At 71.3% G+C, this 20,391-nt stretch carries 15 protein-coding genes; 12 read left to right on the top strand and 3 right to left on the bottom strand.

The features are described 5' to 3' along the window. The first annotated feature begins 79 nt into the window (after window positions 1–79). The 6 genes from ACQP00_RS20025 (at window position 80) to ACQP00_RS20000 (ending at window position 5,998) form a co-directional block, all read left to right on the top strand. Window positions 80–709 carry a protein phosphatase 2C domain-containing protein gene (locus ACQP00_RS20025; protein ID WP_433223916.1) on the top strand — a complete coding sequence of 210 codons (630 nt, stop codon included), beginning with the start codon at window positions 80–82 and terminating at the stop codon, window positions 707–709. Then, window positions 699–2,147, top strand: coding sequence for a hypothetical protein (locus tag ACQP00_RS20020; RefSeq protein ID WP_433221223.1), 1,449 nt, complete (start codon window positions 699–701; stop codon window positions 2,145–2,147). Before ACQP00_RS20025 ends, ACQP00_RS20020 begins: the two co-directional genes overlap by 11 nt. Next, entirely contained in the window at window positions 2,144–2,671 is a 528-nt protein-coding gene (locus tag ACQP00_RS20015; protein WP_433221221.1) for a hypothetical protein, read from the top strand. The genes ACQP00_RS20020 and ACQP00_RS20015 overlap by 4 nt, the downstream gene beginning before the upstream one ends. Beyond that, window positions 2,671–3,024, top strand: coding sequence for a hypothetical protein (locus tag ACQP00_RS20010; RefSeq protein WP_433221219.1), 354 nt, complete (start codon window positions 2,671–2,673; stop codon window positions 3,022–3,024). Before ACQP00_RS20015 ends, ACQP00_RS20010 begins: the two co-directional genes overlap by 1 nt. 505 nt (window positions 3,025–3,529) lie before the next feature. Further along, a complete protein-coding gene (locus ACQP00_RS20005; protein WP_433221217.1) occupies window positions 3,530–4,165 on the top strand; it encodes a fasciclin domain-containing protein in 636 nt (211 codons plus the stop codon). Between the two features lie 66 nt (window positions 4,166–4,231). Continuing rightward, window positions 4,232–5,998 (top strand): molybdopterin-dependent oxidoreductase, encoded by a 1,767-nt coding sequence (locus tag ACQP00_RS20000; protein ID WP_433221215.1) that lies wholly within the window; start codon window positions 4,232–4,234, stop codon window positions 5,996–5,998. A 220-nt stretch (window positions 5,999–6,218) separates the two neighbouring features. On the opposite strand, the gene ACQP00_RS19995 is transcribed toward ACQP00_RS20000, so the two are convergent. From ACQP00_RS19995 to ACQP00_RS19985, 3 genes are all read right to left on the bottom strand, one after another. Further along, entirely contained in the window at window positions 6,219–6,824 is a 606-nt protein-coding gene (locus ACQP00_RS19995) for a septum formation family protein (protein WP_433221213.1), read from the bottom strand. Window positions 6,825–7,086: 262 nt separating this feature from the next. After that, window positions 7,087–9,306 (bottom strand): glycoside hydrolase family 97 catalytic domain-containing protein, encoded by a 2,220-nt coding sequence (locus tag ACQP00_RS19990; RefSeq protein WP_433221211.1) that lies wholly within the window; start codon window positions 9,304–9,306, stop codon window positions 7,087–7,089. Then, window positions 9,303–11,681, bottom strand: coding sequence for a ricin-type beta-trefoil lectin domain protein (locus ACQP00_RS19985; RefSeq protein WP_433221209.1), 2,379 nt, complete (start codon window positions 11,679–11,681; stop codon window positions 9,303–9,305). The genes ACQP00_RS19990 and ACQP00_RS19985 overlap by 4 nt, the downstream gene beginning before the upstream one ends. Between ACQP00_RS19985 and ACQP00_RS19980 the strand changes: the two genes are divergently transcribed. The 6 genes from ACQP00_RS19980 (at window position 11,680) to ACQP00_RS19955 (ending at window position 20,310) form a co-directional block, all read left to right on the top strand. Continuing rightward, entirely contained in the window at window positions 11,680–15,147 is a 3,468-nt protein-coding gene (locus ACQP00_RS19980; protein WP_433221207.1) for an Ig-like domain-containing protein, read from the top strand. The two genes, ACQP00_RS19985 and ACQP00_RS19980, sit on opposite strands and share 2 nt — an antisense overlap. Window positions 15,148–15,453: 306 nt before the next feature. Continuing rightward, a complete protein-coding gene (gene urtA, locus ACQP00_RS19975; protein ID WP_433221205.1) occupies window positions 15,454–16,752 on the top strand; it encodes an urea ABC transporter substrate-binding protein in 1,299 nt (432 codons plus the stop codon). A gap of 94 nt (window positions 16,753–16,846) precedes the next feature. Then, window positions 16,847–17,731, top strand: coding sequence for an urea ABC transporter permease subunit UrtB (urtB, locus tag ACQP00_RS19970; protein ID WP_433221203.1), 885 nt, complete (start codon window positions 16,847–16,849; stop codon window positions 17,729–17,731). Further along, window positions 17,728–18,828, top strand: coding sequence for an urea ABC transporter permease subunit UrtC (gene urtC, locus ACQP00_RS19965; RefSeq protein WP_433221201.1), 1,101 nt, complete (start codon window positions 17,728–17,730; stop codon window positions 18,826–18,828). The genes urtB and urtC overlap by 4 nt, the downstream gene beginning before the upstream one ends. Next, window positions 18,825–19,634, top strand: coding sequence for an urea ABC transporter ATP-binding protein UrtD (urtD, locus tag ACQP00_RS19960; protein ID WP_433221199.1), 810 nt, complete (start codon window positions 18,825–18,827; stop codon window positions 19,632–19,634). Before urtC ends, urtD begins: the two co-directional genes overlap by 4 nt. Further along, entirely contained in the window at window positions 19,627–20,310 is a 684-nt protein-coding gene (locus ACQP00_RS19955; protein ID WP_433221197.1) for an ATP-binding cassette domain-containing protein, read from the top strand. Before urtD ends, ACQP00_RS19955 begins: the two co-directional genes overlap by 8 nt. Window positions 20,311–20,391 lie beyond the last annotated feature (81 nt).

Raw genomic sequence — 20,391 nt, 5'->3', positions numbered from 1 at the left:
CACCGCCGCCGGCACCTCCCACCTTCGTTCCGGGCTGCCGTGCCAGGACGCCGTCGCCTGATGGCAGGGGCCGCCGGGGATCGTCGCGGCGCTGGCCGACGGCGCCGGCAGCGCGGCCGCCAGTGAGATCGGGGCGGCCGCCGCGGTACAGGCCGTCGTCGCAGCGTTCGAGCACCTCGGCGGCCGGGGCCGGCCCGGCGGGCCGCGGCTCGTGCGGGTCCTGCTGCGCGCCGCCCGGTTCGCGGTCCTGCGCGCGGCCGCGGAGCACGAGCGCCCGGCCCGCGACCTGGCCTGCACCCTCGCCGTGCTGGTGGCCGGGCCGGACGGGGTGCACGCCGGGCAGATCGGCGACGGCGTCGTCGTGGCCCGCACCGCCGCCGGACTGGACATCGCGGCACCGCCGTTGCGCGGGGAGTACGCCAACGAATCGACGTTCCTCACCACCGGCCCGGCGCTGCCGGACATCGAGATCACCTCGCGGCCCGAGTCCGACGTCGACGCGTTCGCCCTGTCCAGCGACGGCCTGCGGCTGCTCATCACGCACGCCGGCGGGCGGCCCTACGAGCCGTTCTTCGCCGACGTGTTCGTGCAGACCACGGCCGGCGCCACCGAGGAGCATCTGCGGCGCTTCCTCGGCGAGGTCGACGACCGTACCGGCGACGACAAAAGCCTGATCGCAGCGGTCCGCGCGGTGCCCGATGGCCGTTGACCACCCCTCGCTCGCCGAGGTCAACGCGACCCGGCGGGCCGGCGGCGGACGCATTCAGGCGACCCGCTACATCGCGTCCGGCGGCGAGGGCTGGGTCTACGAGCTCGCCGACGGAACCGCCCTGAAGTGGTACCGGCCGAAGGTGCTCAACGAGCGCGGCGCGGAACGGTTCGCGAAGCTCACCACCATGGTCGTCAACCCGCCGCGCGACCCCACGGCGAACCTCGGGCACGCCACCATCGCCTGGCCGACCGACGTCGTGGTGACCCCCGCCGGCGAGTTCCGCGGCTTCGTCATGCCGCTGCTCGACCGCTCCCGCAGCGTCGAACTGCACCGGATCGTCAACCCGTCCGACCGGCGCAGCCGCAACCGCGAACCGGACTGGCTCGGCGCCTTCGAGGACTGGGAGCGGCTGCTGCAGACCGCGATGAACCTCGCCGGCGTGACGGCCGCCCTGCACGATGCCGGCTACGTCATCGGCGACTTCAACGAGAGCAACGTCCTCGTCGACGACCGGGCCCTGGTGACCGTCATCGACTGCGACTCGATGCAGGTCCCGTCGGCCAACGGCGCGCCGTTCCTGAGCCTGGTCGGCAAGCCGGAGTACCAGGCGCCCGAGGTGACCTCGTTCAAGCGGCCGCGCACGACGCAGTCGGACGGGTACGCGCTCGCCGTGCTCATCTTCATGCTCCTCATGGAGGGCAAACACCCGTTCGCCGGCGTCTGGCACGGCGTGGGCGAGAAGCCGTCCCCGCGCGAACTCGCCCACCGCGGCCTGTACTTCGCCTCCGGCGACCCGACGCTCACCGCCCCGACCCGCACCCCCGACACCGCACTGCTACCGGCCGAGCTGCAACTGCTGTTCCGGCGGGCGTTCGCGGAGGGCGCCCGCAACCCGCGGACCCGGCCGACGGCCGCGGAATGGCGCACCGCGCTGGACGGCGTGCGCCGGACGCTGACCAGGTGCCAGGTCAACCGCACGCACAGCTACCCGGGCCACCTGACGTGGTGCCCGTGGTGCCGTCTCGACGCCGAGCGGAACAGCACGGGTTCGTTCAGCACGTCGCGGTCCTCCAGCACGTCGCAGTCCTACAGCACGGGCTACAGCACGGGCTCCTACAGCACGGGCACCTACAGCAGTCCTTCGCCGACCTACAGCGTTCCCCAACCCTCGGCACCCGCGCCGACACCGATCGCGGCACCGGCCGACAACAGCGTGCTCATCATGTCGGTGGTCTCCTTCGCGGCGAACTGCTGCTGCCCGATCATCTCGATCGTAGTGGCCGTCCTCGCCATGCGCCGGGCCCGCCAGTTCGGCGGATCGGAGCTGCTGCCGAAGATCGCCCTCGGCGTCGGCATCGTCTTCACGCTGTTCCTGCTCTGCTCGTACGCCGTCGGCGCCCTGAACGACACCGGCACCACCGGGAGCACGCCATGACCGCCCCGGTACTGCTCCCCGTCGGCTTCGGCCTCGGCATCTGGACCCCGGCCGGCGAACCCGAGTACTGCATCCGCCTCGCCGGCGAGGCCGTCGCGGTGTCCCCGGCCGAGTACGACCTGTGGTGGCAGAGCCGCTTCCACCCGACCGCCGGCGCCCTTCTCGACCAGGCCCGCACCGACGGCGTCCCCAGCCCGGGCGCGGCCGTCGAGGGACTGTTCGCCGCCGGCCTGCTCGCCGAACCCGACCCCGCGTTCGCCGCCGCGCACCGCCTCGTCACCACCGGGCTGGGCGGCGGATACGACGAACAGTCCGCCGACGGCCTGCTCGCCATCGCCGACGCCGCGGGCCGCCCGCTCGTGCGCGTCGACCCGGCCACGTACCTCTGCTGGGCCCTGAGCGACGGCACCGTGAGCCTCGCCGACGCCACGGTTGCGACCGGCCTCGACCCGGCCGCCCTCTGGCCGGCGCTGGCCGGGCTGCTCGAGGTCGGCGCCGGCTACCTCGATCGGATGGTGCCCTGATGCGCCGGTACCGCCTCGCCGCCTTCGCCGCCGGCCGCGCCTCCGACACCGCCCGGGCCGGGGAGTACCTCTCCTACGCGGTGGCGGCCGGCGCGGCGACCCGCGACCCGCGCGTGGCGGCACCGGCGTTCCTGGCCGCCGTCTCCCTGCGCCGCGTGGCCGACACCGCGGCGGCCGCCCAGAAACGGTTCCGCGACCGCGACCTGCAACAGGCCCGCGCCGCCGTCCTCCAGGCCCAGCGCGACCGCATCCGGCAGCAGCAGCAACGCCGGGAGCCGGCCCGCCCGGAACCGGCCCGCCCGGAACCGCCCGAACGCCGCCGCGACGACCGGCAACGCCCGGACCGCCGCTGAGCGCGGAGACACCGCCGCAACGACCCGCCGACGCCCGGACCGCCGCTGAGCGCGGAGACACTGCCGCAACCGGATGATGACGCCCATCCGCTCGCGGTCCGGCGCCGAATCCCGGTCATGGCAGTCGACGGCGGAGCGCGGGAAGAGGTCGCCGCCATCACCGGCACCTCCGGATGCCGGCGGGCGGCCCGGTCCAATGCCCACCGCGCGCCGGCCACCGGGTGCCGGCCGGGCTCGTACCAGCCGCGGTAGCGGTACCGCAGCCGCCAGACCGCCCTTCCGGCGCGGCGCCCACCGCAGCCCGTCCGAACGGCCGCTCCGTGGCCGTCATCGGCGCCGGTACCTCGTGTTCGCGCCCCGGCCGCCACGCCGCACCAGCCGGCTCGCTGTCCCGATATGCCAGGACACATCGCGATGTACCCGAAAAGTCATGGCGATTCGACCCATCCGATCCTCGCGCGGCCCCGAATCACCGGTGACCGAACCGCAACTGAGGGGATCACCCATGTACCGCACGAAGCTCGCCGCCATCGCCGCCTGCGCCGCCGTCGCATTGTCCCTCGCCGCCTGCGGTGACAGCAGTGACGACAGCACCCCCGCCACGACCTCGGCGCCGATGACGACCGCCGCCCCCGCCATGTCGAGCGCGCCGGCCATGTCCGGTGACCAGTTCGGGGCCGGGTGCGCGTCGGTGCCCTCCGATCCGGCCAACCCGGGCAGCTTCGACGCGATGGCCAAGGTGCCGGTCGCCACGGCCGCCTCCGGCAACCCCCTGCTGTCCACCCTCGTCACCGCGGTCAAGCAGGCCAACCTCGTCGACTCGCTCAACTCCGCCCCGGCGGTGACCGTGTTCGCGCCGACCAACGACGCGTTCGCCAAGATCCCGAAGGCCGACCTCGACAAGGTCCTGGCCGACCCCAAGACCCTGACCTCGGTCCTCACCTACCACGTGGTCTCGGGCAAGCTCACCCCGCAGCAGCTGGCCGGCACCCACAAGACCCTGCAGGGTACCGACCTCACGGTCACCGGCTCCGGCACCGCGTTCACCGTCAACGGCACCTCGATGGTCGTGTGCGGCAACGTCCAGACCGCGAACGCCACCGTCTACATCGTCGACACCGTCCTCATGCCGAAGATGTGACCCCGTTTCGCCGCGGACCGGGCCTGCACCGCCCGGTCCGCGCCGCCCCCGGCTGGAGGTGAAGTGGTGCGCAACCGTCTCCGGGCCGCCCTGTCCGGGCTGCTGGCCGCCGCGACCGGCGTCGCCGTCGCCGAGCTCATCGCGGCGCTGCTCAACCCGGCCGCAGGCCCGGCGGTCGCGGTCGGCTCGGTGCTCATCGATGCCGCCCCGACGCCGGTCAAGACGTTCGCGGTGCGCACCTTCGGCACCGCCGACAAGCCCGCCCTGCTCACCGGCATCGCTGTCGCCCTGGCCGCCGTGGCGGTCGCCGTCGGGCTCCTCGCCGCCCGCCGCCGCGCGTACGGCCTCGCCGGTGCCGCCGTCTTCGCCGCCGTGGGTGCCGCGGCCGCCCTGTCTCGGCCCGCCGCCGTCGCCGCTGACGTCCTACCCTCGATCGCCGGGGGTCTCATCACCGCGGCTGCACTGATCCTGCTCAACCGGCGCCCGGCCACGCCCGACCCGGCAGCGTCCGAACTGGCCGAGCCCGACCCGGCCATGCCCGAACCGGCCATGCCCGAACCGGCCATGCCCGAACCGGCCACGGTCGACCCGGCCACGGTCGACCCGGCCATGCCCGAACCGGCCACGGTCGACCCGGCCATGCCCGAACCGGCCATGCCCGAACCGGCCATGCCCGAACCGGCCATGCCCGAACCGGCCATGCCCGAACCGGCCACGGTCGACCCGGCTACGCCTGAACCAGCTACGCCCGAACCAGCCACGTCCGACCCGGCCACAGTCGACCGGCGGCGGTTCCTGGCCACTGCGGCGCTCATCGGTGCCGGTGCGGTGGTCGCCGGCGCCGGGGCCGCCGCCGTCCGCCGCAGCCGAGGCGGCGCCGCCGACCGCACCCGCGACGCCGTACGCCTGCCCGCCGCATCAGATCCCGCACCGCCGCTGCCCGCCGGGCAGGACCCCGATTTCGTCACCGCCAACCGCGACTTCTACCGGGTCGACACCGCACTCACCGTGCCCCGGGTCGACCTCGACCGCTGGCGGCTGCGCATCCACGGCCAGGTCGACCATCCGCGCACCCTGACCTTCGCCGACCTGCTCGACCGGCCCCTGACCGAGCGGCACATCACCCTGAACTGCGTCTCCAACGAGGTCGGCGGCCCGTACATCGGCACCGCCCGCTGGCTCGGCGTCCCCCTCGCCCCGCTGCTGCGCGAGGCCGGCATCCGCCCGGGCGTCGACCAGGTCGTCGCCCGCTCCACCGACGGCATGACCATCGGTACGCCGCTGACCACCGTCCTGGACACCCCCGACGTGATGCTGTGCGTCGGGATGAACGGCGAACCCCTGCCGCTCGAGCACGGCTTCCCGGTCCGGATGCTCACCCCCGGCCTGTACGGCTACGCCGGTGCCTGCAAATGGCTCACCGAACTCGAACTGACCACCTTCGACGCCTTCGACGCGTACTGGGTCACCCGCGGCTGGGCCCCCCGCGCGCCGGTGAAGACCGCCTCCCGCATCGACCGCCCCGCTCCCCTGTCGCACCTGCCGGCCGGCCCGGCCACGATCGCCGGCGTCGCCTGGGCCCAGGGCCGCGGCATCGCCGACGTCGAGATCCAGGTCGACAACGAGCCGTGGCAACGCGCCGAACTGCTCCCGGTACCCTCCCACGACACCTGGGTCCAGTGGCGCATCAGCTGGAGCGCCCAGCCCGGGCTGCACACCGTCCGGGTGCGGGCCACCGACGGGACCGGCGCCGTCCAACCGGAGCAGCGCGCCACCCCGTTCCCCGACGGCGCCACCGGCTGGCACACCGTCACCGTCACCGTCGACCCGTGACAGCGCCCAGCAACTGCGGGCCGAGGGATGGCCGATGACCCTCGGTGGCGCTGACCACCTCTACGCCCGGCCGCCGTCCCATCCGCGGCGTACTCACGTGGGTCGACCAGGCCTGCGCGACCATCGCACCGGCCGACCAGTCGTGCTCAGCTTCGCCGCGGCTCCCGGCGACCGCCCGCCCCATCCGGCATGAGGACGCACGCCGCACCCCCGCGCCGGCTCATGAGCCCAGGGTGCCGGTGAACCGGGCGGTGTCGCTGCCGATCAGGCAGGTCACGGTGTGGTCGTAGTTCTCCAGCCAGGAGGCGCGGCTGGGGAAGAGCCCGTAGAGCTCGACGGTGTCGTCGTCGAGGGCCTTGGCCGAGAAGCCCTCGAGCCGCTCGTTGCACCCGTCCTCGGCGAGCTTGTGCACCGCGTCCTCGCCCGGGTAGCCGCCGCGGCCGTCGAGGTCGAAGGTCGCGAAGACCTCCCAGCCGTGCTCCTGGGTGCACGGCATCCCGGCGACGTACGTGACGCTCGCCGACCGCGGCAGCTTGTCGATGCAGTCCCCGGTGCGCAGGTCGTCGAGGTCGACGTCGCCGGCCTCCACGATCGCGCCGCCGGGGCCACGATCGGCTTCGCTCAGTGCGACGGCGATGAAGATGCCGGCGAACGCGAGCGTCCAGAAGGCGGACAGCGCCAGCGCGGTGTAGGCCAGCTTCTTGCCCTTCTGCCCCCGGCTCGGAATCTGCCCGAGCGCCACGACGGCGAAGATGACGCTGAACAGGATCCCGCCGATGGCCCCGAGCACGACGGCGGCGACGGCGAACTGGTTGGTCTGCGGCACGGCGGCCGGTGGCGGCGGAAAACCGGGATAGGCCGGAGGCGGCGGAAATCCAGCATAGGCCGGGGGTGGCGGAGATCCAGGATAGGCCGGGGGCGGCGGCTGAACGTCAGGCTGGCGAGGGTATTGCGGGTATTGCGGGTACTGCGGGTGGCTGGCTCACGGTGGCGTCCCTCCCTGGACTGCCCGTGAGAATCGTTCGCACCGTCCGGGAAGTCAAGCGGCGGGCCGGGCGGCGATCGCCCGGCCCGCCGCGGGTACCGGGTCAGGCGTGGTTCCACCGCTGGTTGCTGCCGCCGTTACACGACCAGATCTCCAGCAGCACGCCGTTGGCGGTGCCGTTGGCCGTCGCGTCGAGGCATTTGCCCGAGCCGACGCCGACCACGGTGCCGTCGGCGTTGACGTTCCACTGCTGGTTGGTCTGGCCGTTGCAGTCCCAGATCTGCACGGCGGCACCGTCCTGCACGCTCGCGCCGGCCACGTCGAGGCACTTCGTCCCGCCGTACAGCTGCAGCTGTTTCGACGCGCTGAGCGTAAACGCCTGGTTGGCACCGCCGTTGCAGTCCCACAGCACCAATTGCGTGCCGCTGGTCTGCACCGCGCCGGGGACGTCGGCGCAGCGGCCGGACTGGGTGCCGCGCAAGGAGAAGGGCACCGGTCTGGTACCGCACGAGCTCATGCCGGCGCTGTAGGGGCACACGACCGTCGCGAAGCCGCCGCGGGTCGCCTCGGCGACGCTGAGGGTGTCGGCGTTCGTGACCACCCGTGTCTCGCGGACCAGGCCGGCGGTGCCGTCGCGGACGGTTTCGGCCAGGAACTGCCCGCCACCGAGGAACGACAGCGGCGTGGTGAAGGTCTTCGCGTTCAGCGCGGAGATGCCGCCGATGAACCAGCGGGTGCCGCTGCGGCGGGCGAGGTACGCCTCCTGGCCCGGCCGCCCGCCCAGCAGCCGGGTCTCGTCCCAGGCGGTCGGCAGCTGGTCGAGGATCCGCAGCGCCTCGGGGTGGGCGTCGTAGCTCTGCGGGTTGTCGGCCAGGTGCTGCCAGCCGGACTCGAAGACGATCGACGTGCCCAGTTCGTGGCCGTCGGTGGTGTCGCGGTTGGCCAGGCTGAACACGACCGGCGTGAAGTCCATGCTCGCGATCGCGTTGCGGGTGAACGGCAGGATCGTGTTGAAGTCGGCCCGAAGGTACTGTTCGGCGCCGAACACCGCCTCGGCCGTCATGACGTGCGGCCAGGTGCGCTGCAGGCCGCGCGGGGTGGCGGCGCCGTGGAAGTTCACCATCAGCTGCAGCTGGGCGGTGCGGGCCAGGATGGCGTCGTACCAACGCAGCGTCGGCTGGGTGTCCTCATAGATGAAGTCGGCCTTAATTCCGGCCACGCCCCAGCTCTTGATGAGCGGCAGCCAGTTCTCCCGCTGCGCGGACGTCTTCAGGTCGGCGGAGTTGAACCAGAGGATGACGCCGACGCCCTTGGACTTCGCGTACGTCACGACGGACGGCACCCAGCTCGACGACCAGCCCTCGTCGATGAGCACCGAGCTCCAGCCGTTGCGGGCGGCGAAGTCGACGTACTGGCGCTGCCGGTTCTCGTCCGACGGGCTCGCGTGCTCGGTCAGCCACGACCAGGCGACGGTGCCCGGCTTCACCCACGACGGATCGGCCACTTTGGACGGTGCGGCGAGGTCGTCGACGATCGTCGAGGACGTCACGGTGGCCAGGTCGCCGACGGCGGCGGTGCGCCACGGCGTGCTCAGCGGCAGCGTGCCGGAAATGCCACCGGCCAAGGCGATATTGTACGTCCCTGAGCCCGCGGCATGCGCGAGGTACGAGGCGGCGTAGCGACCGTCGAGGTCGGTTTCGGCGACGAGCGCGAAGCGGCCGCCGACCTCGAACAGGCCGGGGATGCGGTAGTTGTTGCCGGTCGGCGCGCCGCCGGCGGTGGTCTGGATCCAGCGGCCCTGGTCCTCGGCCTGCGGCGGGGCGAGCCACGCGTTCGACGCGGACGGCACGGTCCACGACGACGCCTCGCGGCTGATCGTCACCGCGCCGCTGCCGGGCAGCACGTACCGGTAGGCGGCGCCGGTGTTCGACGCCCGCACGACCACGTCGAGGCGGGCGCCGCCGGTGCCGGTGAAGGACAGTGTCGACTCGTTGTAGGTGGTGCTGCGGCCGCGCTGCTTGCCGGTCGTCATGGTGTAGGCCTCGGTGACGGTCCGGTCCGTGCGCGCCGTGAACGTCAGGTTGCGGGTCAGGTCGGCGGCGGTGGTGGCGATGCCGATCGGCGACGGCGATAGCACCGTTTGCCCGCCGTTGGACACCGCGAAGGTGAGGGCGCCGTTGTCGAGGCCGACCTGTGCGGTGGTGGTGCCCGCGGTCGGGCCGGTGACGGTCCACGTGGTGGCTGCGGCGGCGGGGCCCGCGACGGCGAGCACCGCGGTGGCCGGAAGCAGCAGCAGTACTGCCGCCATGGTGGTGATTCTCATGAGCGCGCCCATTTCTGGTTGTCGCCGCCGTTGCAGGTCCAGATCTCGAGCAGGGTGCCGTTGGCGGTGCCGGCGCCCGTCGCGTCGAGGCACTTGCCGGAGCCGACGCCGACGACGGTGCCGTCGGGGTTGACGTTCCACTGCTGGTTCGTCCCGCTGTTGCAGTCCCAGATCTGCACGGCGGCGCCGTCGGCGGTCGACGCGCCGTTCACGTCGAGGCACTTCGTGCCGTACACCTGCAGCCGTTTGGAGGCATTGGAGGTGAAGGTCTGGTTGGCGCCGCCGTTGCAGTCCCACAGGGCGAGCTGGGTGCCGTTGGTCTGCGACAGGGCGGGGACGTCGGCGCACCGGCCGGAGCCGACGCCGCGCAGGACGCTCAGCGTGGGGCCGGAGTTGGCGGTCACGCTGAGGTTGTCGAACTGGTCGGTCTGGTAGCCCACGACGCCGACGCCGGCCTGGCCGCTGCCGTAGGTGAAGTCGCCGGCCGTGCCGACGGTGGTGCCGTCGACGGCCGCGGTGATCTGCCCGCCGGAGAAGCCGAGCCTGAGGTTGTGCCAGGTGTTGAGGCCGAGCGCGGCGCGGGTGCCGGAGGCCAGGGTGGTGTCGGTGTTGGTGTTGGTGTGCCGCACGATCGACCACGCGCCGGTGTTGGACACGCGCAGCTGGTAGGCGGCCTGCCGGTTCTGCGGCCGGTTCTGGATGTTCGCCCGGCCGAGCAGGGTGACCGTGCCGGCCTGCTGCATGTTCACGTCGAGGCTGACGGTGTAGTTGGTCCAGCCCGGGTCGCCGATGAGGGTGTACGCGTCGCTGTCGTCCTGCCAATTGATCGGCCGTTGCGGCGCGACCTGCTGCAGGCAGGTGCCGGACCGGCCGGCCGCGCAGGCGCGGGTCTCGAACGAGCCCTGCATGTCCTCGGTGTACTTCGGCAACGTGCGCACGGCGTAGCCGTCGAAGGTGTCGGAGTACGGCAGCGCCAGGCCGTGCGCCGTGGGACTGGCCGCGGTGCCCTTGCCCTGCCCGCTGGTGGTGCTCAGCGTGTAAATACGGCCGGGTTGCAGGGTGAGGCTGTAGGCGCCGCCGGACGGGGTGATGTCGGCCTGCCGGACGAACCAGTCGGCGGGGTTCACCGACCCCATGTCGGTCGACCACACGTGTACGGTGCCGGTGCTGAGCCCGCCGGAGACGGTGACGTTGACGGTCTGCGCGGCGGTGGTGCCGCTGGTCTCGTACACCGTGCTGTAGTCGGTGTTGTTGGTGGACTTGAGCGACACATAGCTGCCGTTGGCCCGGTTGCCGCCGAGATAGCCGCTGGCCGAGGAGTTGAGGTACTTCCAGCCGGGCTGCGTGAACTGCGTGTAGTGCGCGCTGGCCCACAGGTTCCGGCCGACCCGGTAGGCGCCCGACCACGGCGAGCCCGCGTCCATCAGGCCGACGGTGGCGTAGGGCAGATTGGGCGTAATGGCGGCGATCAGTGGCCAGTTCATGTAACCGGAGATCTCCGCGTCGAGGTAGCCGCGGTTGAGCGTGCGGATGAAGGGCACCACGCCGGACATGTCGTCCTGCGAGCCGAACTCGCTGGCCCACAGGGGCTTGCCGCTGCTGCGGGCGTTCGTCGTCGTGCTGCAGGAGTCGGCCTGCGACAGGTACCCGCAGACATAGTGGTTGCCGAGCACCCCGACGGCGTTGCGCAGCGCCGGATCGGCGGCGAACTCGTCGGCCATCCCCCAGCCGCTGTCGTCGCCGACGATCTGCACCGCGCCGAAGCCCGCGTTGTTCAGGCCGGTCCGCAGGTTCTTGTACCAGCCGCTGTCGTGGCCGCGCTCGTTCCAGCCGCCGAGGTAGCTCACGGTGATGCCGTGGCCCTTCGCGCAGTTGAGCCACGCGATGTCGTAGTCGATCATGTCCTGGGACCAGAAGTTGCCGCCGCCGATCCAGCCCGGGGCGGCCCACGGCAGGGCGACGATGCGGATGCCGGGGTTGCGGGCCAGGGCCTGCTCGCCGAGCCAGAACTCGTAGCCGGCGTTGCAGTTGATGTCGCCGCGGACGTGTTCGTGGCTGGGTTCGGAGCCGTCGGTCGAGTTGGCGTCGCCGCCGATTTCAAGCTTCAGCAGCTGCACGGCGGCACCGTAGCCGGGCTTGAACAGGTAGTCGAGGATCTGGCTGCGCTGCGGTTCGGGGTAATCGACGAGCAGGCGCGAGTTGCCGCCCCCGCCGCTGATCGCGCCGACGCCGTCGAAGGTGCGCCCGGCGATGCCGCCGTTGACGTTGATCGTGGTAGTGGCGGCCCCGGCGGGTCCGGCGGTGAGTCCGACGAGGGCGGTGGCCAGCAGGCTCGTCGTCGCGAGGGCGACGAGGCCGCGACGGGCATGGTGCATGGAGCTCTCCTTCACGTCTGGCGGAACGGTGGGAGGAGCGGAACACGCATGTGATCGAATATGTTCGATGGCGTTTGATTGTGAGGGTGGCTGTTCCCACGCGGTTTTGTCAAGAACTGACAGGACCGGCCGGAGAAACTCCGGCAGCTCAGCGCTGGAGCGATTTCCGGGTTTTGGGGAAGAATGTTCGTATTCATGCTTTATTTGCCCCATGAAGAGCACCATCCCGGCCGCGCTGCGGACGACGGGCTGCGCCGCCGCCGCGATCGCGTTGGTCGCTGGGACCGCCATTGCCGTCCTGCCGGCAGCGCCCGCCGGCGCGGCCGGCGATCCAGCGCCACTGGTCATCTCGGAGTTCCGGGTTCGTGGGCCGAACGGAGCCAACGACGAGTTCATCGAGATCGCCAACACCTCCGGCTCGCCGCACACCGTCGCCGCGACGAGCGGCACCGGCTATGGCATCGCCGCATCCGACGGCACGACCCGGTGCACCATCCCCAACGGCACCGTGATCCCCGGCCGCGGGCATTACCTGTGCGTGAACAGCGCCGGCTATTCGCTGACGAGCTACCCCGCCGGCAGCGGCACGACCGCCACCGGCGATGCCACCTACACCACCGGCATCGCCGACAATGCGGGTATCGCGCTGTTCGACAACAACACCGGCGGCGCGAGTTACACGCTCGCCAGCCGGCTGGACGCGGTGGGCAGCACGAGCGAGACGAACACGCTGTACAAGGAGGGCACCGGCTATTCGGCGCTGACGCCGTTCAGCATCGACTACAGCTTCTACCGCAGCCTTTCCACCGAGTTGATCACCGGCCGGAACGTGCTCACCACCCCGACCCCGGGCGTGCCCAAGGACACCGGCAACAACGGGGCCGATTTCGTGTTCGTCGACACCAACGGCACCTCGGCCGGCGCCGGCCAGCGGCTCGGCGCCCCGGGGCCGGAGAACCTGAGCTCGCCGGTGTCCGGCGGCGGTCTCGCCGTGAGCCTGCTCAACGACTGCGCCTCGGACAGCGCCGCGCCGAACGCGGCCCGCGAGACAACCAGCAATCCGGCGAACAACTCGACCTTCGGCACGCTCACGTACCGGCGGACCATCACGAACACCACCGGCACGCCGATCAGCCGGCTCCGCCTCCGGATCGCCGACGTCCGCACGTTCCCGGCGCCCAGCGGCTACGCCGATCTGCGGCCCCGAACCGGGTCGGGCGGCACCGTCACCGTCGACCGCACGGCCTGCGGCGGAGCCAGCGCCGACGTGCCGGTCGTCGGCACCACCCTCGAGCAGGCACCGTCCCAGCCCAACGGCGGCGGCTTCAACTCGAGCCTGGCTGTCGCGCTCGCGCAGCCACTCGCCGCGGGGGCGAGTGTCAACGTGAACATCCTGATGGGGGTGCAGCAGACGGGCATCAACGGCGTCCGCTTCATCGCCGAGGCGCTTCCCGGCGCCGGGGCCGGAACACCGGCGCTGACGTGCGCCGGCGCCACGATCACGGACGAGGGGGCGAGCTACTGCAGTCTGGCCCCGCCGACGATTGCCGCACCGGCCGCCAACGCGGTGCTGACCAGCAATGCGGTCACGGTCAGCGGTACCGGTGGCACCGATGGCGCGACCGTGACGGCGTCGATCGTCGGGCCGGCCCCAGCCACGACGGTGACGACCTGCACCGACACCGCCGGCTCCAGCGGGTCGTGGTCGTGCACCCCGTCGTCGCCGCTGACCGATGGGGCGTACACGGTGAGGGTCGCGCAGCGCAAAGCGGCGGATGATCCCGCGGACACCTCGGCGCCGGTTGCCTTCACCATCGATGCGGCACCGCCCGTGCCAACGGTTTCGGCGCCGTCGGCGAGCGCGGTGCTGACCAACGGCGCCGTCACGGTCAGCGGCAGCGGCGGCAAGGACGGCGCCACGGTGACCGCGACGATCGTCGGGCCCGCGCCGGCTTCGACGGCAACGACCTGTACCAGCGGCGTCGGTTCTGGCGGCTCGTGGTCGTGCACTCCCGCGTCGGCGCTGGCCGACGGGTCCTACTCGCTGACCGTCAAACAGACCGACGCGGCGAGCAAGGTGTCGGCGAACTCGCCATCAATCTCGTTCGCGATCGACTCCGAAGCACCGGCCGTACCCACGGTTTCGGCACCTTCGGCCGGCGCGATGCTCACGAACGGCGCCGTGGCGGTCAGCGGCAGCGGCGGCGAGAACGGCGCCACGGTCACGGCCACGCTCGTCGGACCCGCGCCGGCTTCGACGGCAACGACCTGTACCAGCGGCGTCGGTTCTGGCGGCTCGTGGTCGTGCACTCCCGCGTCGCCGCTGGCCGACGGGTCCTACTCGCTGACCGTGAAACAGACCGACGCGGCGACGAACGCGTCGGGGAACACGGCGCCGGTGTCGTTCACGATCGACTCCGAAGCGCCGGCCGTGCCCACCGTCGCCGCACCGTCGGCCGGTGCCGTCCTGGCCAACGACGCCGTGACGGTCAGCGGCAGCGGCGAGAACGGCGCCACGGTCACGGCCACGCTCGTCGGACCCGCACCGGCTTCGACGGCAACGACGTGTACCACTACCGTCGGCTCCGGCGGTTCGTGGTCGTGCAGTCCTGCGTCGCCTCCGGCCAACGGGTCCTACTCGCTGACCGTCAAGCAGACCGACGCGGCGGGGAACGCCTCGACGGATTCGGCGCCGGTGTCATTCACGGTCGTACCACCGGCGCCGACGGTGACCGGCTTGACGCCGCTCGTGGGGCCGGCGAACACGGCCGGCACCTCGATCGTGATTTCCGGGACCCACTTGACCGGTGCGACCGCGGTGACGTTCGGCGGAGTGGCCGCGGCGTCATTCACGGTCGACAGCGACAGCCAGCTCACGGCCGTGGCTCCGGCCGGGCCGACGGGCTCCGTCGACGTCACCGTGACGACCCCGGGCGGCCCGGCGACGTCGACGATGAAGTTCGTCTACACGCAGACCGCCGACCCGGCGGTGCCGGCGACCGTGCCGGCGCTGGCCGGCGAGATCGTCAGTTCGGCCGGCACCAGCGGCGCCACCGTGACCGCTTCGCAGGACGTCACGTTCAGCGGGCGCAACTTCGCGCCCGGTTCCACGGTGACCGTCGTGCTCTATTCGACGCCGGCGGTGCTGGGAACGGCGCCGGTACTGATGGACGGCACCTTTTCCGTGACGCTGGCCATGCCGGCGGATCTCGCCGCCGGAACGCACACGGTGACCGCTTCGGGCTTTGACGCCTCGGGCAATCCGCGCTACCTGGGACTGGCGCTGAACGTTGCCGCGGCCTCGTCCCCGGCCACCGAACCTGCTCAGCCCAGCACTGGCGGCGCCCTGCCCGTGACCGGAAACGCCACGGCGACCGTCGCCGAGATCGGTCTGGGCCTGTTCATCATCGGCCTGATGCTGGCCACCACGGGCCGGCGGCCGAAGCTGTGGCGCCGCCGATCCTGACCTGATGCTGACGCCGCGCCGGTGCAACAGTTCGCTGTTGCACCGGCGCAGTCGTCTGCCGTTCGGATGTCAGAAGTATGCCACCCTGCGCTCCCCCGCCCTGAGCGCGGCAGAACTCTGACATCGCTGCTCCGCGATATTCCGTGGAATTTCGAGGCCGAGGCAGCTTTGCGGGATGCCGGTTACATAGTTGGAACGGTCGAGAAATGTCAGAGTAATGACATGGGACCAATCTGCTCTCACCTGCAGCAGCCGGCTGCGGACCCCGGCAGCACGCCTCCTTGACCAGGAACGGAGTTCCCGCATATGTCCACCACCAGCAAGCGGCTGCGCATGCTTGTCACCACGGGCGCCCTCGCGACGACCGTGGCCCTCGTGCTCGCCGGCTGTGGCGCGCGCGCCGGCGACGAAGCGACCGCCAGCAGCAAGTCGGCCGGACCCAGTTGCGTCGACACCTCCGGCGGCACCATCAAGCTCGGCTTCCTCAACTCCCTCACCGGCGGCATGGCGATCTCCGAGAAGACCGTCTCGAACGTGCTGCACATGGCCGCGGACGAGATCAACGCGGGTGGCGGCATCCTCGGCAAGAAGATCCAGTACGTCCAGGAGGACGGCGCCACGGACTGGCCGACCTTCGCGGAGAAGACCGAGAAGCTGCTGACCCAGGACTGCGTCGGCGCGATCTTCGGCGGCTGGACCTCGTCCTCCCGCAAGGCCGTGAAGCCGGTCGTGGAGAAGAACAACGGCCTCTTCTTCTACCCGGTGCAGTACGAGGGCCTCGAGGCGTCGCCGAACATCTACTACACCGGCGCGACCACGAACCAGCAGATCATCCCGGCGATGGACTTCCTCGCCTCCAAGGGGGTGAAGCGGCTGTTCCTCGCCGGCAGCGACTACGTCTTCCCGCGCACCGCGAACGCGATCATCAAGCTCTACGCGGCCAAGCTCGGCATCCAGATCGTCGGTGAGGAGTACGTGCCGCTCGACAAGGACGACTGGACCACGCAGGTGGCGAAGATCAAGGCGGCCAAGCCCGACTTCATCTTCAACACCATCAACGGCTCGTCGAACGTCGGCTTCATCAAGGCCTACTACGACGCCGGCCTCACAGCGGCGACGACGCCGATCATCTCGGTGTCGATCGCCGAGGAGGAGGCGCCGGCGATGGGCCACGAGGTCACCGGCCACTACGCGTCCTGGAACTACTTCCAGTCGCTCAAGACCGACACCAACCCGAAGTTCATCCAGAGCTGGAAGGCCTACCCCAAGAGCAGCGGCGTCACCTCCGACCCGATGGAGGCCGCCTACATCTCGCTGTACCTGTACAAGGCGCTCGCCGAGGCGGCCGGCTCGTTCGACGTCGACGCGATCAACGCCGCGGCGAAGAAGAACACCATCACGTTCGCCGCGCCGGAGGGCACCGTCACGCTCGACGGCGAGAACCACCACATCTCGAAGCCGGGTCACATCGGCCAGATCAACGCCGACAAGCAGTTCGACATCGTCTGGTCCTCCGACAAGTTCATCAAGCCCGACCCGTTCCTCAACGGCTACGACTGGTTCCCGGCGAACGTCCGCGACCAGCTCGTGAAGGCCGCGGGCTGATCGCTCCACCCCCGTTCGGACGCGGGGTTGCCTGTCGCTGCGGCCGGCAACCCCGCGTGCCCGGAATCCCTCCACGCACAGGAAGCGAGAGCACGTGGACGCATTGATTCCACCGCTGCTGAACGGCAGCGCACAGGGTGCGCTGCTCCTGCTCGCCGCGCTCGGTCTCTCGCTCACGTTCGGTCAAATGGGCGTGATCAACATGGCCCACGGCGAGTTCCTCATGATCGGCGCCTTCACCGCCTACCTCGTCCAGCAGGTCATCGACTCCAGCGATCTGTCGATCCCGCTCGCGCTGCCGGTCGCGTTCGTCGTCGCCGGACTGTTCGGTCTCCTGCTGGAGGCCAGCATCATCCAGTGGATGTACCGGCGGCCCCTCGACACCCTGCTCGTCACGGTCGGGGTCAGCCTGATCCTGCAGCAGGCGGCGCTGCAGATCTTCCCGTCCCAGGGCGTCCCGGTGGAGAAGCCGGGCTGGCTCGACGGGCAGCTGACCATCCTCGGCTACGACTGGCCGCTGCGGCAGGTGTTCACGATCCTGCTCGCGACCGTCTGCGTCGCCGCGCTGGCGGCCTGGCTCAAGTACTCCTCGTTCGGGCGCCGCATCCGGGCGACCGTGCAGAACCGGGACCTCGCCGAGACCGCGGGGATCTCCACGCGTACCGTCGACCGCCTGACGTTCTTCGTCGGCTCGGGGCTGGCGGGGGTCGCCGGGGTGGCCGCGTCGCTCGTCGGCGGCACGAACTCCCAGATGGGCGCGCAGTACATCATCCCGGCCTTCCTCGTGGTCGCCGCCGGCGGCATCGGCCAGCTCAAGGGCACCATCGTCGCCGCGTGGGCGGTGGGCGTCGGCCTGTCGTGCTTCGCCTACTGGACGACCGGCAGCCTCGCGCAGGTGCTCGCCTTCATCCTCGTGATCGTCTTCCTGCAGCTGCGCCCGCAGGGCCTGTTCACGGTACGGACCAGGAGTCTGGTATGACCAAGCTGAAGCCCTGGCTCTCCCTCGCCGGCATCGGGGTGTTCGCCGTCCTGCTCCTCGCGGTCGCCCCGGCCGTGCTCACCGATCACTGGCTCGGCAACCTCGGCAAGTACTGCTGCTGGGCGATGGCCGCCGTCGGCATCGGCCTGGCCTGGGGCCGGGGCGGGATGCTCGTGATGGGGCAGGGCGTGTTCTTCGCCCTCGGTGCGTACGCGATGGCCATGCACCTCACGCTGGAGACCGCCGGGGACGGGGTCCCGGGGTTCATGGTGCTCTACGACCCGCTCGCGCCGCTCCCGGCGTTCTGGGAGCCGTTCCGCAGCACGGTGTTCACGCTGCTGGCGATCGTGCTGCTCCCGGTGGTCGTGGCCGGCATCCTGGGCTACGCGCTGTTCAAGCGCCGCGTGAAGGGCGCGTACTTCGCGATCCTGACCCAGGCGCTCGCCGTCGCCCTCGCCACCCTGATCAGCTCCACGATCCGCGAGACCGGCGGCGACACCGGGCTCAGCGACTTCAAGTACTTCTTCGGTTTCGTGCTGCAGGACCCGGCGAACCGGAACATGGTGTACCTCATCACGGCCGGACTGCTCGTCGTGTGCCTGGTCGTGGTGTGGCAGCTCTACCGCAGCCGCTTCGGTGAGCTGCTCGTCGCCACCCGCGACGCCGAGGAGCGGGTGCGCTTCCTCGGCTACGACCCGGCCAACATCAAGCTCGCCGCCTTCGTCGGCGCGGCGCTGATGGCCAGCATCGGCGGGGCGATGTTCGTGCCCATCGTCGGCATCATCACGCCGGCCGAGATCGGCGCGGCCGCGTCGATCCTCATGATCGCGGGCGTTGCCTTCGGCGGCCGGGCCTCGCTCTTCGGCCCCGCGCTCGGTGCGATGGCGGTCGGCTGGGGACAGTCGAGCCTCGGCTCCACCTGGCCCGACGGCTGGACCTACATCATCGGCCTGCTGTTCATCGTCGTCATCCTCTTCCTGCCGAAAGGACTGTCCTCGTTGCCCGCCAGGTTCACCGCAGCGCGCCGGAGGCCGGCTCCTGAGCCCGCACCCGCACCCGCGACCGACGCCCGGCAGCTCGAGGAGGCGACGTCATGACCGGCGCCTCGCTCGTCGTCACCGACCTCCACGTCGAGTTCTCCGGCTTCGTCGCGGTCGGCGGCGTCTCCTTCGACGCGCACCCGGGCGAGGTCCGGTTCCTGATCGGCCCGAACGGCGCCGGCAAGACCACCTGCATCGACGCCATCACCGGGCTCTCGGCGGCCACCGGGTCGGCCCGGCTCGGCGAGCAGGAGCTGCTCGGCCGGCCGGTGCACAAGATCGTCCGGCTCGGCGTCGGCCGCACGTTCCAGACCGCCAGCGTCTTCAACGAGCTCACGGTGCTGCAGAATCTCGACATCGCCGCCGGACGCCACCGGCACTGGTCCTCGCTGCTGCGGACCCGCCGTGGCGTCGACCCGTCGATCGAGCAGGCGCTCGAGGAGACCGGGCTCACCGGCGAGCTCGCGACGCCGGCCGGCATCCTGTCGCACGGCCAGAAGCAGTGGCTGGAGATCGCGATGCTGCTCGTGCAGGACGCGCGGGTACTGCTGCTCGACGAGCCGGTCGCCGGCATGAGCCACGACGAGCGGACCGCAACCGGCGAGCTCCTGCAGCGCGTCGCGGCGAAGCGGATCGTGCTGGTCGTCGAGCACGACATGGACTTCATGCGCCGCTTCGCCACCCGGGTGACAGTGCTGCACCAGGGCAAGGTGCTCTCGCACGGCACGGTGGCCGAGGTGCAGGCCGACCCGAAGGTGCAGGAGGTGTACCTCGGCACGGCGGGCGCGGCGACGACGGCCGCGATGTCGGCCGTGCCGGAAGCGGCCGCTGTCGGGCATCACACGGAGGACTCACATGCTTGAGCTCACTGACATCGAGGCCGGCTACGGGCGCACGCGGGTGCTGCACGGGGTGACCGTGCCGGCCGGGAAGGTCGTGGCCGTGCTCGGCCACAACGGCGCCGGCAAGACGACGCTGCTGCGCGTCGCGATCGGGCTCATCAAACCGACGAAGGGCCGCGTGTACTTCGACGGCGAGGACATCGCGTCGCTCGCCCCGAACAAGCGCGTCGCGCGTGGCATGGCCTACGTGCCGCAGGGCCAGCAGGCGTTCGGCCAGCTCACCACGCTGGAGAACCTGCAGCTCGTCGCCGACGGCCGCCGGCGCGGCAAGGCCCTCATCGACGCGCAGCTGGCTCGCTTCCCGGCGCTGGAGCAGTTCGCCGCCCGCAAGGCGGGCCTGCTCTCGGGCGGGCAGCGCCAGCAGCTCGCGATCGCCCGCGCGCTCATCACCGAGCCGAAGCTGCTGATCCTCGACGAGCCGACCGAGGGCATCCAGCCCACGATCGTCGCCGAGATCGAGCGGACCATCGTGCAGCTGGCCGCGGAGGGCATCAGCGTGCTCCTCGTCGAGCAGCACATCGGCTTCGCCCTCGAGGCCGCCGAGCGGTACGTCGTGCTCGCCTCGGGCTTCGTCACCCAGACCGACGAGGGCGGCTCGGCCGCCGTCTCCACCGTGCGGGCCGCCATGGCGATCTGAGCCGACATTCCCGGTTCCCGGGCCTGCAACAGCTTCGTAACAACGAACCCGGAGGATGCCCCACGCCCGGCGCGTGAGGGG

This window comes from Dactylosporangium sp. CS-047395, assembly GCF_050942185.1.
Classification (GTDB): domain Bacteria; phylum Actinomycetota; class Actinomycetes; order Mycobacteriales; family Micromonosporaceae; genus Dactylosporangium.
Note: the sequence above shows the minus strand (reverse complement) of the source record. Positions and strands in the feature narration are given on the sequence as shown.

Bases quoted from the DNA above. Each gene is read 5' to 3' on its own strand.
- ACQP00_RS20020 (WP_433221223.1), top strand. From the start codon at position 699: ATGGCCGTTGACCACCCCTCGCTCGCCGAGGTCAACGCGACCCGGCGG.
- ACQP00_RS20015 (WP_433221221.1), top strand. From the start codon at position 2,144: ATGACCGCCCCGGTACTGCTCCCCGTCGGCTTCGGCCTCGGCATCTGG.
- ACQP00_RS20010 (WP_433221219.1), top strand. From the start codon at position 2,671: ATGCGCCGGTACCGCCTCGCCGCCTTCGCCGCCGGCCGCGCCTCCGAC.
- ACQP00_RS20005 (WP_433221217.1), top strand. From the start codon at position 3,530: ATGTACCGCACGAAGCTCGCCGCCATCGCCGCCTGCGCCGCCGTCGCA.
- ACQP00_RS19990 (WP_433221211.1), bottom strand. From the start codon at position 9,306: ATGAGAATCACCACCATGGCGGCAGTACTGCTGCTGCTTCCGGCCACC.
- ACQP00_RS19980 (WP_433221207.1), top strand. From the start codon at position 11,680: ATGGAGCTCTCCTTCACGTCTGGCGGAACGGTGGGAGGAGCGGAACAC.
- ACQP00_RS19985 (WP_433221209.1), bottom strand. From the start codon at position 11,681: ATGCACCATGCCCGTCGCGGCCTCGTCGCCCTCGCGACGACGAGCCTG.
- urtA (WP_433221205.1), top strand. From the start codon at position 15,454: ATGTCCACCACCAGCAAGCGGCTGCGCATGCTTGTCACCACGGGCGCC.
- urtC (WP_433221201.1), top strand. From the start codon at position 17,728: ATGACCAAGCTGAAGCCCTGGCTCTCCCTCGCCGGCATCGGGGTGTTC.
- urtD (WP_433221199.1), top strand. From the start codon at position 18,825: ATGACCGGCGCCTCGCTCGTCGTCACCGACCTCCACGTCGAGTTCTCC.
- ACQP00_RS19955 (WP_433221197.1), top strand. From the start codon at position 19,627: ATGCTTGAGCTCACTGACATCGAGGCCGGCTACGGGCGCACGCGGGTG.